Genomic DNA, 15,298 nt, shown 5'->3' with positions numbered 1-15,298 from the left:
ATGCTGAACCTGAATTATGAACCAGATGTGCTGGTGGAGGATATAACAACCCTATCCCATGACGAATGGAAATTATACAGAACACTGGGGATTGGGGGGAGTGATGCGGCGGCCGTGTGCGGCATCTCGCCATGGAAAACAGCCAGGGATTTATATGAAGAGAAGGTACATAAAAAAATCAAAGAACAGAATGATGATGGCTGGGTAGCAAAGGAAATCGGAAAGCGTTTGGAGGAATTGGTGGTTCAGATTTTTATGAAACGCACAGATACCAGACCGTATGCTTTGCGTAAAATGTTCCGGCATCCGCTGTATCCGTTTATGATAGCTGATTTTGATTTTTTCGTTAAGCTTGATGAAAAGATCTATTTGTTGGAGTGCAAAACCTCGTTCAGTTACCGCCACATGAATGGCTGGGAAGGTGGAAATATTCCGCCGCACTATGTTCTCCAGGGCATTCATTATATGAGTGTGGCTAACGTAGATGGCATAATTTTTCTCTGCCTTCATGGTAACCATGAGGGTTCTCTTATCATACGGCGCCTGGAGCGTGATTTGGCACAGGAAGAAGAACTGATTCGGCAGGAATCGTATTTCTGGAATCAGTGTGTTGCTTTAAGAAAACCACCTAAGTATACGGAGAAGGCTGACTTAATGCTTAAAAGCATTCTGGGACGCTATGGTGTGCAGGAGAATAAAAAAATTGTACTCCCACCATCATATGCGGCAAACATGACGTCCTATCTGAAACTGAAAAAACGGAAGTCAGAATTGAAGCGCCAAATGGATCAGATAGATGAACAGATGAAAATTGCCTATGCGCCAATAAAGGAAGCCATGGAGGGCGCTGAGGAAGCGGTACTGGAAACTGGTAATATCAGATATTTGGCCGGCTATAACAGGAAGGTTACAACTTCCATCAATAAAGACAGCCTGGAGGTGCTGCAGCTTATGCATCCGGATATTTACAGAGAGTATGCGCAGACAAATACCTCACAGTCTTTTTATATTAAAGAGGATAAGGCAAGTTAGGGGAGGAAAATGAAAATGGACGAAGAAATGAGACAGCCAGAAGAAATGGTATCTGTGATAGATGGAAAGAAGGTACAGGAAATCTTGGTTGGCCGATATCTCAATGTTGTTATTGTGGACCATACGGATTTTATGAGGCTTATGTTAAAGGAAGACTACAGAATCAGGCATAATTTTATGATGTTGATTGGGCAGTGGTTTATATGTTTATCCTCCAGTAGTGAGTGGGATGAACGAAATGAGGGCAGTGTGAAATTGTCCTGTAAACTGAAACCAGAGCTTTCAAAGACCAATTTATGGCCTTGGGTCACGTATGGGGATTCTGCACCCAATGAAGTTTCGGTCAGCGGCCACCAGACGGAATCAGTTGAACGGCTGTTTGCAGCATATTTATCTAAAACAGAATGGGAAATTTGCAATCCATTTCGCCAGTTCCTGGTTGCTATGCAAAAAGAGGACCGTACACTTCAGCAGATATTGACTCGGTTCGCAGTGGAATGGTGTGACTGGGTGGTAAAAGAGGAAAAAGAAATACAGGGAGAATCCTACCGTATTGCCAGTCTGATTGCATCAATACCCTCTGTCTTACTATAACATAGGAGGAATTTTGACTGATAATGAGAGACATTTTCTGGAATTAAAGCTTAGAGTTTGGCTAAGAAAGCTGAAACGGGAAAAAGGCGGTTTTGCCGGCCATATAACTCCGAATGACTGGTCCTGTGAGCTAACAGATACTGCGAAGGAATACTTATGTGATGTGGTATATTCCGGTCAGGGCGGTTATGTGCTTGCGAGTGAAGAATCTCGCTTATTTACTGAGTTGCAGCAGGCTGTGACTCAGGCAAAGGTAAAGGAAAAACTCCATCAGGCATTGTTTGTGGATATGGATTTTGAGATGGTACGAGATTTGGCATATGGACTAAGAGGCCGGGTGGAGACAATTATGATGGAATACAAATCACACGTTAAGAAAGGGAATGAACATGGAACAAAAGATTTTAACACTACAGGAAAAAATGGTAAAGATTCGCTCGGAAATACCTGCATTGGTAAAACGCGCATATAGTGAGGACGTGAATTACGATTTTATAAAGATTGATGATATTTTCCGCTATCTGACCCCGGCAATGAACCGATGGAATGTGAACTTTGAAATTGTTTCGGAATCCGCTTCAAAGAGAAACGAGAATGGGGACCCTGTCTATGTTGAATTCTTAGCATATTGTCAAATGTGGCTGTATGAGGCAGATTTAGAACTAAAGTGGATTAATGCAGAGAAGCCAGAAGACGAGGTAACCGTTACAATCCACGCTATCGGTACCCATGAAATGCCGGAGAAAGCAAAAGGCAGTGCGCTCACATATGCCATGAAATACTACCTAATGGATAAATACTGTATCGACCAGGGCGGTGTAGACCCGGATATGCGGGATATTCCACCGGATACATATGATGGGAGCATACCGGAATATGATGGCTTGTCCTCTGATGCATATGATTTCTCAGATCGGGATTCAGAAGGGATAGCAGGAGATGCCTCTGGAATAACCGATATGGAACTGGACGCTGAAATGGAAGGCGGACAGGAAGAACCGGATGAATTACCGGAGGAAGAACCGATGGAGGAAGTTGAGGAGAGCGAAGCTGATGCATCTGAAGAACGTTCCATGATGAATGATTCAGAGATGAACCCAGAATCAGGGCAGGAGGAAACGGATGCGGAAGAAACAGCAAAACAACAAGATGGGGGTATGGAATCAGATGCAAAAAAGACCAGAAAGAAGTCTGCAAAAGATAAACAGAAGGCAGATAAGGGAGACACGAACCGTCCGGTTCCGAGCCGCCATATCATGCCGGAGAATGGGACGATGGTGAATCTGCCAAACGAAGTAAGCCCGCAGCCGGCTGTAAATATGACAATTGAGGAAGCTGGCAATATTGTTTGCACATTTGGTATCTATAACAATAAATGTCTGAGTGAGCTGCTCTATCAGGGAGAAGAAGGGGTGAAGGCGTTGGAGTGGATAGCCTATAATTACCGCGGCAGAAATGAAACAATCCGACAAGGCGCCAGATTGCTTTTAAGCACGCTGTAGGCCGCATGGTGAAAGCAGCGGGAGAGAATCCTTAAAAGATGTTTAACATATCAGATGTAGCAAATTTGTTGGGAATTAAGAGGCTGACGGAAGGAAATTCCTTTAATGTCGTATGTCCGTTCTGTGGCGATACCAGAGGAAAAATGAATTTCCGTATTGTAAAAGACGGTGAGCTGGCAAATACCTATCACTGCTTTAAATGCGGCGCTCATGGAAATATGCTGACACTCTATGCAGACCTGATGGGAATTTGTGGTGTGGATCGGTATAAAATTGCCTATCGTGAAATTAAGACGGCGCTGCATGAGGGCGCTGGCTGCAGAAACAGCTATGACAGCAGCTTCACAGGAATGGTGACACAGATAGAGGAGGAAGAAACAGCAAGTCTTGAGAAACGAAGTCAGATTTATCAGAGACTCATAGAGATGCTGTCCCTGTCGGAAACTCACCGGAGAAAACTGATGGACCGGGGACTGACAAGCAACCAGATTGAGGCATTCCATTTTCGCAGTACTCCAGTTCATGGGACTGAGGGGCTCGCAAGGAGGCTGATAAAAGAAGGATATTCTCTTGCGGGCATACCGGGATTTTACATGAATCAAAACCAAAACTGGGATATTGCGTTATATCGGAATAACCAGGGAATCCTATGCCCGGCTTACAGTATATCCGGAAAGATTGAAGGTTTTCAGATACGGTTGGATGTTCCCCATGATGATAAAAAGTATTTGTGGTTAAGCAGTACCAATAAAAAACGTGGTGCCGGCAGTAAGAGTCCGGTCAGTTTTGTTGGAAATCCATTTGACAAGACGGTACGGGTAACGGAAGGAATATTAAAACCGATTGTCGCTCATGCTTTATCCGGATACAGCTTTTTGGGGACACCGGGAGTAAACCAGTATAAGAGCCTTGAGAAGGCCTTGGCAGTCCTAAAGGAGAACGGTCTTGAGATGGTTATGGAATACTTTGACATGGACAAATTCATGGATATCGACTGCTATGGTGATTATAAGTCCTCTACTTGTGGTAAATGTAAGAACAAGGACCTTTACTATGGAAGGAAGATTTGTGAAGAGAAACGGAAAAAGCGGGACCAGATTCGTGCGGGTTGCTGCAGGCTCTATGAGAGCTGTGACCGGCTAAACTTAAAATGCATCCGCAAGACTTGGGACCAGAGAGAAGATGGGATTTGGGCTGGAAATGATAAGGGAATTGATGATTACTGGTGGTCTGGCCTGAAGAAAAAAGAGGAGCAGATTGGATATGATGGGATGGACAGAACAATTCATCATCGAAGCAATTTGCCGTCATACGGAACAAGAGTTGCGTAGTGATGAGACAAAAACAGAGAGAATGAAGCTTAGTGCCTGTAGCGCCTTAGAAAGTATCAGAAGACGTGTCAATGGATACGGAGCAGAGTGTTTTGCATTTGTCCTGTTGGTTGGGATTATGTTAAAGAAAAGTCAGATGATACTGAATGCAGATACAAAGGGGGAGCTGGAAGCGATTTTAGAGCCTTCCGTACCCCGGTGGAATTACGGAGGATTTCTCACAGGTCCCTATCATGTACCGGAAGAAGAAGCAATCTTTTGGTCGAAAGCTTCATTGGAGGCCCCGTTGAATGATGAAGGAGCAAGACGGTACCGGGATGTGGCTGCAGTAGCCTTTCCAGAGGAGATGGCTGAAATCTGGGGAACAGATGATACAGGAGAAGGCGGCATTGCCGTATAAAAAGGCAGGGAGAGAAACCATCTTTCCGTGTCTATTTTTGCGCATGAAGCTAAAATGGAGCAATCCCAAAGTGGGTTTGTATAAAAACGAAGGAGGATAACAAATGAACAGATGTATATTTGTGGGAAGATTGACAAGGGATCCGGAGGTGAGTTTTTCAGAGAAAGCCCAGATGTCGATTGCCAGATTCACTGTGGCGGTGGACCGGATACCAAAGAGAGAGGGAGAACCAGAAGCAGACTTTTTTAACTGTGTGGCATTCGATAGGAAAGCAGAGTTTGTGGAACAGTATTGGTACAGTGGTATGCGTGTGGTGGTAAGCGGAAGAATGCAGAATGATAACTACACAAATAAAAAGGGAGAAAAGGTATATGGCGTTTCTTTGAAAGCGGACGATGTTGAGTTCGCTGATGGAAAGAGAGAGACAGATAATGGGCAGGCGCAGAGCACGGCTCCGTCCAGAGCAGCCACTGCGGCATCCAGAGCAGCAGCGCCAGCTACGAATCAGGGCGCCGCAAAACCGGCTGCCAGCAGAAATACATCACAGCGTCAGGCACCTAGCCGAAGCGCGGTAGGAAGAAGCGCATCCCAGCGAGGGGCTGCGAGGGCAGCTGCCGGCGATGACTTTATGAATGTAGCGAATGGAATGGAAGAAGGTCTTCCGTTTAATTGATTTACCAGTATGAATACAGACGGCTAGGATGTGATGGCGCATTCTAGCCGCCTGCTTTTGGAGGATAAACGAAGATGAATGAAAAGAAAGTACAGAAATTTATCATGGTATTTTTTATGTGCACAGCGGGGGCCGTGATGTTACAGCTGGCAGCTCCCATGATTTTGGGACTTATTGTGAATGCGGTATCGATTGGGATTCCATTTGCAGTGTATTACTTGCTTATCATAAAAAAATGGAGAATCAGGATAATAAAATCATCGGAGGAAAAAGAGCAGTCTGGCAGTGGAAGTGGAGCGGCCGAGGAAGGTCCGGATGATGGAAATAATGGTCAGGACGAAACGTACAACCCGGTATATGAATGGTATACACGGTGCGGAAGGGAACGAATCAAAGCGATATCTACCAATATATTTGCACATGGAAAAAATGAATTTTGGATTCGTACCGATGGTGTCTGTAATATCCGCACCCCAAAGGGTTACAGACGGGCTGGCAATCTTCCTGGATATCCGGGCGCACAAGCCAATACTATTACCGAATATTTAAAGCAGGACGGATTTTATGCAGTCAATGATGGGAGATACATTTATGTTTCAAGGTAAGCGGGAGGAAGAGAACCGATGGTATGTAAATTTAAGAGCCGACTGTATATAAACCCGGGGAATGGTTATACCGTGGCTGAATACAGCAGTATGGAGCTGGATAGTATTCCAAGTGAAGCAGTCATATCCAATTATGGAACAGAGGTGACATTCACTGCATTTGGAAAAGAACTTCCTTGTATGGATAATGTAGAGATTGAGATGGAGGGAGACTGGAAAAGGTCCGAGAAATATGGCCTTCAGTTCGGTGTTGACTGGTCCAGGGTTCTCCTTCCCAAAAGCCGGGAGGGAATTATCGGTTATCTGTCCTCCGAATTGATTAAGGGCATCGGCCCGGTTATGGCAAGAGAGATTGTCAACCGATTCGGAACTGATACCTTTACTGTTATGGAGAATCATCCCAATGAACTCCTTGCTATTAAGGGAATTACTGAACAGAAGCTGGAATTTATTATTGAATCCTATCAGAAGAGTGCGGAATTAAGGGAATTAATGGCGTATCTTGCACCTTACCACGTCACACCCAAAAAGGCCGAAAAAATCAAACAGCATTTTGGTCTGGAAGCAGTGACACTGTTGAAGGAAAACCCATACCGTCTTTGTGAAATCAAAGGGTTTGGTTTTATTACCGTTGATCCCATTGCCAGAGCCAGTAAAGACCTCGCTCCGGATGAGCCTGAAAGGATTAAAGCGGCTATTCAATATGTTTTGAGAAAGGGCGCTGAAGAAGGAAATCTGTATTTAGACAGTACCATCATTGTCGATATGGCATATAAGGTGCTCAATGCAGGCTTTCCAACTGATACAGTCAGGCGCGGACAGATTAAGCTGGCAGGAAATGAGCTGGTAATGAAGGATAAGCTTCTGGAGGCAGATGGAACGGCTATTTATTTAAAGGCATACCGGGAGGCGGAGAAAGAGGCAACGTATCATCTTGTCAGGCTGCTCCGTTCACCGGGGAACACATATAATATTGAACGGGAATTAGAGGCTGTTTTAGCAAAAAGTAAAATGACGCTTGCACAAAAACAGGAGGAGGCAGTCCGAATGGTATTTCGGTCCCAGGTATCCATCATCACTGGCGGCCCTGGAAAAGGAAAAACTACCATCCTCAAAATTATTCTTCAGATATTTGAACGTCTGGAAAAAAATAAGTCTGTACTACTTTGCGCACCTACAGGCAGAGCCAGGAAAAGACTTTCAGAGAGCACTGGGTATCCGGCTTTTACAATCCACAAAGCATTATATGTAACGGATGATGAGATGGACAATATGGAACCCGAAATCCTCGAAGAGGATTTGATTATTGCGGATGAATTTACCATGTCCGACATGAAGCTTGCCAGTATGCTGTTTTCAAGAATCAAGACAGGAGCCAGACTTATATTGGTAGGTGATGCGGATCAGCTTCCATCGGTGGGACCGGGAGATGTATTTAGAGAATTAATTGTCTCCGATGTGATTCCAGTTACGGTTCTGGACGAGTTTTTCCGGCAGGCGAAGGGGTCAAATATCATATGGAATGCGGATTTGATAAACAGAAATCAAAAGAATCTTCTTTATGGAGATGATTTTACCTTTACCTATGTGGAAGACGCATATGATGCTGCAGAAAAGATTTCGGAAATATATCAGGAGGAATTGGAAAGAAACGGCGGTAATTTGGATATGGTTCAGGTATTATCACCTCTACGCGCTAAAACAGAGGCAGGGGTAACTGCTTTAAATAACCGGCTGCAGGGAATTGCCAATCCATTTGCTGTTGATAAAGCGGAGTGGGAAACCAAGTACGGTTTGTTCCGTGTTGGTGATCGGGTTATGCAGACGCATAATACAGAAGAGATTGCTAATGGAGATATTGGAAGGGTTGTCCAGATTGGAAAATCAAAGGCTGGGGAAATGGAAATGACCGTGGATTTTGGAGATGTCATTAAAACATATCAGGAAGATGAGTTATCAATCCTTGAGTTAGCATATGCAACAAGTATACATAAATCACAAGGAGCTGAATTCCCAATTGTGATAATCCCAGTACTTACCTGCTTTTGGCCGATGTTAAAGCGAAATATTTATTATACAGGAGTCACGCGGGCAGAATTTCGGGTTCATCTTGTTGGATCAAAGAAAGCTCTCTATATGGCAATTTCCAACAGTGATATCGGCAAGAGGAATACCCTGTTGGCAGTAAGGTTGCGTGCAGAGGCACAGAGACAGGGGCTGATTCCCGGACAAGAGGCTGCATAAGAAGGAGGAAATCAAAAGATGATGAAGATTTTTGAAAACTGGACATTTACCAGAATTTTGCCGGAACCATTTGCGGGCGTGGCTGCAAAACGCGGGAAAAAAGACACAACGGAGGCATCCTGTCTTTCCGTCCATAACCATATGTCAAGAATGAAGCGTGCAACCCTGCACGCTCCCACTTTAAAAGCACTGCTGGCCGTATCTGCAATTATAAGAGGAGACCAGGAAGGCGCATTTGGTGTACAGACAGTGTCGGGAACGGTTAAATGGTATTGTATGGAGTACGCAAAGCCTGTGGCTGCCGGTTCTGAAATAAGAATCGGTGTGTACCATCCACAGGATGGTAAATGGAAAGGGATTGTAAAGAACGGAACAACACTGGCGGCATATCCGCAGATTGGTGAGCGGGGGGCAAGCGGCAGGGAAATTATCATGATGTTCATTTTTGCAAGCTTAGCAGAAGGTTCTCTTCATGACGATGAATTTTCCAAAGCCTTCTTGCTGTTAAACGATGAGATAAAAAATGGATATCCGGATTCGGATAAGGCAACGGACCTGGCTTTTCTATGCTGTGACAATCTGTACCGAAGAATTGTCAATAGTGCGTCTCTCGGTGAGTCTGGTATTTTGTTTGACGGGGATAGTATTGCGTCTGGAAATGTACCGTTAATTCTTACCAGTCAACTGGCCGATGGAGATTATAACCTGACCGAGACGATATATGGAAAATTTCAGGTTCTGGAATGTAAGGACTGTGAACGAACAATAGCAGAATTAAAAGAGCACTATGACCGCAAATTTGAGCTTACCGATGAGGAAAAAAAACTGGTTCCAAAGCTGCCAGAAAAATACAATGTATCAGCAGAAGCACAGGAGATTATGGATGCGGTTATCAACAGCCCCATGCGGGTTTTCCTTAGTGTCGGGGAAGCTGGCACAGGTAAAACAACAAACGCAAAAATTATAGCACAGTTGTTAGGATTGCCGTACTATGCTTTTACATGCAGCGAGGGAACAGATGAAGTGGATCTGGTATCTTCCATGGTTCCCAATACAGGTGAACGGCCGGGAAAAATTCAAATTCCCATGCCAACGTATCAGGATCTAATCATGGACCCGGCTTCCGCTCTGGCGCAGATATGCGGATTGTACGACAACGAAATCAGTGAAGAAAAAGCGTTTAGAAAAATCCTGACCATGTTTTATCAAAATGGATTTGAAAATGGGAAGGATGATAAGAAATTTGTCATGGTAGAGTCTCCTATTGTGACTGGGTGCAGAAGACCATCACTGGTGGAAATACAGGAGCCTTCTGTTATTACCAAACCAGGTACTCTGGTTAAGTTAAATGGACTGCTGGATGAAGGTGCGACAATCACACTGACCAGTGGAGAAGTGGTGAAACGGCATCCCGACACAGTAATCCTCATTACAACTAATATGGGATATAAAGGGTGCCGGGGATTTAACGAATCCGTTTTGTCCAGAATGCGTATGGTTCATTACTTAGAGCCGCTCAATGCGGAGGCAATGGTAGCTCGGGTCAAGAAGAAAGTGAAATTTGACGATGAGACTTTCTTAAAGAAAATGGCGGATATTGTTTGTGAAGTACAAAAACACTGCAATACAGAAATGATTACGGGAGGAGTATGCGGATACCGGGAATATGAGGACTGGGTGTGGGCTTACCTTGTACAGAAGGATATATTGAAAGCAGCAAAATGCACGCTCGTTGCGAAAGCAGCGCCGGAACCAGAGGAAAGGGAGGAAATTTATAAAAAACTGGTGATACCCGCGTTCACAGAGGCGCAGGCGGCATAAAAAGATGAGGAGGAACCAATGAATAAAAAAGTGCAGCAAAAACGTAATCGAATAAAAAATAGAATGGGAAGGCTGACGGATAAAGACCTTTTTCTGTCTCAATCCTATCATGACACCATGTTAAGATCTGTCAGATTGTTGGGACAGAAGAATGATATTACCCTGTTCATGGATTATGAAGAGTCCGATGACGCCAGGATTGCGTTTACAAATGGACGGCTCCTCTACTTAAATACGGCTAATCCAATCACAAATCTGATGACGAGCCGGGTGTCTAAAATAAAGAGCCATGAGGGGTTTATAGCCCATGAATGCGGCCATCTTAGATGTTCGGATTTCAAACGGCGGGGCCGGTATGTAAGCGGATTCTCCAGATGGCGTGTGTATCCAAAGCCTCCACAGGTGCAGCTGGTATACGAAAGAAAAGCCTGGGAGGAGATGAAAGGATACTTAAATGCCCATAACGTGGTAGCGGCCTCGGTGATACAGAAAACCGCTTCTTATATAAATAACGTACTGGAAGATGTGTATATTGAAAGTTTTATGTGCCAGAAGTATCCGGGCAGTATTCAAAATGGAATTCAACGTAATGCCGCGCTTATCATTCATCATATTCCAACGCAGGAAGCGCGTAAGGCAGAAAAGAGCGATGGACTGACCATTATGCTGGATATGATTTTCCGCTATGCCAGAGCCGGAAGGACAGAGGTAGAAAAAGAATATGATAAACAGTATTGTTCCCGCTTAAATTCCTGCCGCAAAATCATTGATGAGGCAGTGGTAAGCGCTGACCCGGATATTCGCTTTTATGCTACGAACCGCCTGATGCTAAAGTTGTGGAAATACATCAGACAGGCCATTAAAACAGCGGCAAAGAGCCTGAAAAATGAAATAAACCGGCTTTCGGAGGAAGAACTGAGTAAGAAAATTCAGGAGTATTTAAAGCGGAAAATGTTATGGGTGGCACTTTCAGAGACCATCGGTGCTTCGGAAGAACAGAATGAAGTGGAAGAGGAAATTGAAGGCTGGGACGGGGAGCTGGAAGGAGAACCGGAATCTCAAAATCAGGACGGTAAGAACGAAGAATTAGAAAATGCGCTTGAGAAAATGCGAGATGGGCAGAGGCAGGAAGGAGGAGAAGAGGAAACAGAGGAAGGACCGGAGATGGATGAGACATTATCTAATCTTTTGCAGAAAATAGCAGAGGAGAAGTCTCTGCAGGACGAGGAATCGGATTTAAAAAGGAATCTGGAGGAGGAGGCAGCAGCTTTTAAATTGGACGGTATCCACAAAGATTCAGTGATTGAAATGCACCGGATGACAACAGTTCCCCTGCGATTGGAAAAAGAATATAAAATGATTGCTCCAGAAATAAACAGAATCTCAAAACGGCTGGAAGCATCGCTTGAAGAGGTGCTGGAGCGGTTGGAGGGAGGTACGCAATCAGGTCTTTACATGGGGAAACGTTTAAGCCGTGGAAATCTGTACCGGCTGGATGATAAGATTTTTGAAAAAACAATAAAACCGGAAGAAGGATTTTCAATCGCATTTGCGGTTCTGCTTGACCTTTCAGGTTCCATGTCATCCGGTGGCAGGATTGAGTCTGCACAAAAAGCGGGTCTTGTCATGTATACGTTTTGCCGGAATCTGGGAATACCGGTTATGCTATATGGCCATACAACCCATGATACGGGATATACGGAAGTGGTAGACATTTACTCTTTTGCAGATTTTGATTCTGTAGACAATCAGGATTATTTAAGAATCATGAGTGTTAGTACCTATGATTGTAATAGAGATGGAGTAGCACTTAGATTTGTAGGACAAAAACTGCTAAACCGGCCAGAGGATATAAAAATATTGTTAATGATTTCAGATGGACAGCCTTATGCCCAAGGATATAAAGGCGAAATTGCAAAAGCAGATTTGCAAGAAGCCAAATATAGCCTGGAAAAAAGAGGAGTTAAGTTGTTTTCCGCGGCAATCGGTGATGACCGTGAGATGATTGAGGAAATATACAAAGATGGATTTCTGAATATTGCAGATTTCAATACAATGCCAGTCAAACTGGCAGGCCTCATCGCCCGGTTCATCAGGTAGAGGAGGAGACATATGGCAGAAAGGGAAGAACGAGACTGGTCTAACGTAGTATCCGGTCAGATTGCAGTGTATAAAACAGATAAGGCACTGTTAGAGCTCATGGATAATTTAAAACCAGCGTCATATTTATTTCCGGCTCATATCCATGCGTCCGGAGACGTGTCAGAAGTTGGGGAAAGGTCCTTAATCCGTCTTAATATGCTGGATTACAGCAAAGGAACAGGGGATAATACAGTGAGTGTCTATGCCAATATCAGCCCGGAAGAAGCTAAATACATATACTCGGCGCTCTTTAATCATCTGTGGGAATTTGATTATCCCCAGGAAAAGATTTTTGGTAATCCAGATAAGGAGGGTTACAGTATTGTCACAAAACTTAATATTGTCCGGTATGATACTGATTCCCAGGGGAATAAACGTAATTATCCATGGTTTGTAGAAATACAAAACGGACGCGGCATTGCAATGAAAAATTCCAATGGCGGCCGGTATTGTAAAAAGAACAGTTATATCTGTGACAAAAAAGCCAGTCTGTACATCAATGATAAAGATCTGTTTATCCTATTTTGCAAGACAGACGCTTATATACGCGCGTTTGAGTCAGAGTATGCATTTCGGGAAAATAGGATTGGAAACTTTACCAGCTTGTATGGTCTTTTAAAGAATGAGATACAGGGAGCAGCCGACAAACTGCTCACTTGTATCCATAGGGAAGATGAGGAACCTATGAAAACGGCAGGATGATTTAGTTCTAAAGGTCCTGTAAAAGTTGTTTGCTTGAATAAGAAGGGCAGATATGATATATTAGATTTGTAAAAGCATAAATTGTCTGGAACAGAAAGGAGGGCTTCTATGTGCCAGATCTCAATCCGCATACCGGATGCAGTTATGTATGATACACATATGAGTGAGGAGGAGGCCGCTGCATTTGCCAGATGTATGGTAGCAGTAGGATATTATACGCAGAATAATGTGTCCATAGGATACTGTGCCCAGATAGCCGGTATGACAGAAGAAGAATTTATTAAATATCTGGGAAAGCGGAAGGTCAGTATTTTCCAGTTTGACAATAAAGCAGAGTTTTTGGAGGAACTGGAGAATGCGTAGAGTGATTGTAAATTCCACCCCCATCATTGTACTTTGTAATATTGGATTATTGGATATACTGAAGGCGCTCTATGCAGAGATTTATATCCCGGAGGCTGTATACCGTGAGGTGACAGAGAAAGACGATTCGGCATGTCAGGTATTAAAGACTGCATTGAATTGGATACATGTGGAAAGAATCGCAAACCAGTCAGATAAAAAGATGTATAAGGCGAAGCTTCACGATGGAGAAGTGGAAGTCATGATTCTGGCCCAGGAGGGGGCAGCGGACGATTTAGTCGTGATTGATGACAATGCTGCTAAAAAAACAGCAAAATATCTGGGTCTAAAAGTTACCGGAACAATCGGAGTCCTTTTGAAAGCCAAGAGAGAGGGGATTATTCCGGAGATTGCTTCCGTTCTCGAAAAAATGAAAAAGAACGGATTTTATATCAGCGAAAACCTGGAACAGCTGGTACTGGAACAGACAGGAGAACAACACAATATATAGCGTAATGAAGTTGACAAAAACTATATATAGTGGTAAAATGAGTGAGAAAGCTGATTTATGTAATCCAAGGATTACAAAAAGTTTTTGTTCCGGCATTAAAAACTGGAAGCAGGATTTTTAAGTAACAGAATAAGAGCAGCTATTGTGCTGCGGGAATGAAGAGACATCAAAATGAATTGTTTTGGTGTCTCTTTTTTTGTTTGCAGAAAGGAGGAAGAAGCCAGAAGGCGGAAAGGAGGGAGCGGATGAGAGATTCTTACAATCCGGAGGGATATCATTGCCTTATCATTGCAATCTTAATGGGAGTCAATGCAAGGGAGGCCCGGTTTCTGTATGAACATGGCCTGAATAATCCGATTTCCCAAAAAATTTTAAAAAAGAAGCATCCCAAAATTGTGCGGGTGTCAACAAGAAAGGAGAGAAAAGAAGTTATACAGCAACTGAGAAGCGAGGGTTACAGTATAGAGGCTATCGCAGATATTTTAAACTGTGACCATTCCACTGTGAAACGAAATTCTAAATTGAAAAGGAGATTCACATCATGATGACATTAGAAAAATTTGCCGAAGCTGTCAGCTCTGAAGTAGCCAAAAGATTAGGGGCCGGTTTCCATGTGCATGTTCTGAAACCGGTTATCAACAATGGCATAGTCCAGACACAGTTGTGCATTGAAAAAGAGGGGCAGCAGTTTCGCCCCTCTTTTCACTTGAAAGATTTTTTTGAGTGTTACAAAAAAGGAACAGGGCTTAAAGCGATTATTGATGAGATTTTGGAATGCTATGCATCGGCGCCAGATATACCGGCTGGTATGCAGGAGATTGTAAATGATATGAGTTTTGAAAAAATCAAAGACAAAATCATGTGTAAACTGGTAAATACCCACGACAACGCTTCTATGCTGGAGAACATCCCAAACATTCCATATCTGGATTTATCCGTTATATTTTTATTATTATGTGAAGAAACAGAAGAAATAGCAGCAACCTTAATGATAACAAATAAGCATTTGAACTATTGGTCTGTGGACAAAGAGGAATTGTATAAGAGGGCATTGGTCAATATGGTAAATAAGTATCCACCAGTGCTTATGAATATAACGGACATGATGTATGTGTTAACAAATCGGATTCACTTTTGTGGTGCAGAAGTCTTACTCTATCCCGGGCTCATGAGATACTGTGAATTACATGTGGGAAAGGATTTCTTAATCATTCCTTATAGTGTAGATGAAGTGATTCTGTTTCCGACCCTGGGTGCTGAGGAGGCTGTAGTCTCTCAGGAACTGGCGGATTTGATACAGTCCATTAATGCAGAGGAAGTTCCGGCAGATGAACGGTTATCCAATCATGCATATAGATATTGTTCCGCTGAGGATAAGGTTATATGCATTTAAGGTGAC

The 15,298-nt window shown here is 43.5% G+C and carries 16 protein-coding genes; all 16 read left to right on the top strand.

Annotation, left to right across the window (positions count from 1 at the left end; translation table 11 throughout):
* The 16 genes from ACLTD4_RS01150 (at window position 1) to ACLTD4_RS01075 (ending at window position 15,292) form a co-directional block, all read left to right on the top strand.
* Window positions 1-1,032 (top strand): YqaJ viral recombinase family protein, encoded by a 1,032-nt coding sequence (locus ACLTD4_RS01150; protein ID WP_117623074.1) that lies wholly within the window; start codon window positions 1-3, stop codon window positions 1,030-1,032.
* Window positions 1,033-1,047: 15 nt separating this feature from the next.
* Complete coding sequence (locus ACLTD4_RS01145) at window positions 1,048-1,626, top strand: hypothetical protein (RefSeq protein WP_117623073.1); 579 nt, start codon at window positions 1,048-1,050, stop codon at window positions 1,624-1,626.
* 13 nt (window positions 1,627-1,639) lie between these two features.
* Window positions 1,640-2,098, top strand: coding sequence for a hypothetical protein (locus tag ACLTD4_RS01140; RefSeq protein ID WP_117623072.1), 459 nt, complete (start codon window positions 1,640-1,642; stop codon window positions 2,096-2,098).
* The gene (locus tag ACLTD4_RS01135; RefSeq protein ID WP_243008272.1) at window positions 2,079-3,128 is read left to right on the top strand and encodes an ERF family protein; all 1,050 of its coding nucleotides are present in this window, start codon (window positions 2,079-2,081) and stop codon (window positions 3,126-3,128) included. Before ACLTD4_RS01140 ends, ACLTD4_RS01135 begins: the two co-directional genes overlap by 20 nt.
* A 38-nt stretch (window positions 3,129-3,166) precedes the next feature.
* A complete protein-coding gene (locus ACLTD4_RS01130; RefSeq protein ID WP_117623070.1) occupies window positions 3,167-4,459 on the top strand; it encodes a DNA primase in 1,293 nt (430 codons plus the stop codon).
* Window positions 4,392-4,859 carry a hypothetical protein gene (locus ACLTD4_RS01125; RefSeq protein WP_227898893.1) on the top strand — a complete coding sequence of 156 codons (468 nt, stop codon included), beginning with the start codon at window positions 4,392-4,394 and terminating at the stop codon, window positions 4,857-4,859. Before ACLTD4_RS01130 ends, ACLTD4_RS01125 begins: the two co-directional genes overlap by 68 nt.
* Window positions 4,860-4,962: 103 nt before the next feature.
* Window positions 4,963-5,532 carry a single-stranded DNA-binding protein gene (locus tag ACLTD4_RS01120; RefSeq protein ID WP_117623069.1) on the top strand — a complete coding sequence of 190 codons (570 nt, stop codon included), beginning with the start codon at window positions 4,963-4,965 and terminating at the stop codon, window positions 5,530-5,532.
* A gap of 74 nt (window positions 5,533-5,606) precedes the next feature.
* Window positions 5,607-6,137 carry a hypothetical protein gene (locus ACLTD4_RS01115; protein ID WP_117623068.1) on the top strand — a complete coding sequence of 177 codons (531 nt, stop codon included), beginning with the start codon at window positions 5,607-5,609 and terminating at the stop codon, window positions 6,135-6,137.
* Window positions 6,138-6,155: 18 nt separating this feature from the next.
* The gene (locus ACLTD4_RS01110) at window positions 6,156-8,381 is read left to right on the top strand and encodes an ATP-dependent RecD-like DNA helicase (RefSeq protein WP_117623067.1); all 2,226 of its coding nucleotides are present in this window, start codon (window positions 6,156-6,158) and stop codon (window positions 8,379-8,381) included.
* An 18-nt stretch (window positions 8,382-8,399) separates the two neighbouring features.
* Window positions 8,400-10,202, top strand: a complete 1,803-nt coding sequence (locus tag ACLTD4_RS01105; protein ID WP_117623066.1) for a hypothetical protein — start codon at window positions 8,400-8,402, stop codon at window positions 10,200-10,202.
* Window positions 10,203-10,220: 18 nt separating this feature from the next.
* Window positions 10,221-12,302: a cobaltochelatase CobT-related protein gene (locus ACLTD4_RS01100; protein ID WP_117623065.1), complete on the top strand. Its 2,082-nt coding sequence runs from the start codon at window positions 10,221-10,223 to the stop codon at window positions 12,300-12,302.
* 12 nt (window positions 12,303-12,314) lie between these two features.
* Window positions 12,315-13,046: a hypothetical protein gene (locus ACLTD4_RS01095; protein ID WP_117623064.1), complete on the top strand. Its 732-nt coding sequence runs from the start codon at window positions 12,315-12,317 to the stop codon at window positions 13,044-13,046.
* Window positions 13,047-13,154: 108 nt separating this feature from the next.
* Entirely contained in the window at window positions 13,155-13,409 is a 255-nt protein-coding gene (locus ACLTD4_RS01090; protein WP_002602380.1) for a UPF0175 family protein, read from the top strand.
* Window positions 13,402-13,899: a DUF3368 domain-containing protein gene (locus ACLTD4_RS01085; protein WP_117623063.1), complete on the top strand. Its 498-nt coding sequence runs from the start codon at window positions 13,402-13,404 to the stop codon at window positions 13,897-13,899. Before ACLTD4_RS01090 ends, ACLTD4_RS01085 begins: the two co-directional genes overlap by 8 nt.
* Window positions 13,900-14,144: 245 nt before the next feature.
* Entirely contained in the window at window positions 14,145-14,444 is a 300-nt protein-coding gene (locus ACLTD4_RS01080) for a helix-turn-helix domain-containing protein (RefSeq protein ID WP_039892437.1), read from the top strand.
* On the top strand, window positions 14,441-15,292 hold the full coding sequence (locus ACLTD4_RS01075; RefSeq protein WP_117623062.1) for a DUF5688 family protein: 852 nt from the start codon (window positions 14,441-14,443) through the stop codon (window positions 15,290-15,292). Before ACLTD4_RS01080 ends, ACLTD4_RS01075 begins: the two co-directional genes overlap by 4 nt.
* Window positions 15,293-15,298 lie beyond the last annotated feature (6 nt).

The organism is Hungatella sp., assembly GCF_046966825.1.
The sequence above is the reverse complement of the archived record's forward strand: the minus strand, read 5'-3'. Positions and strand labels throughout refer to the sequence as shown.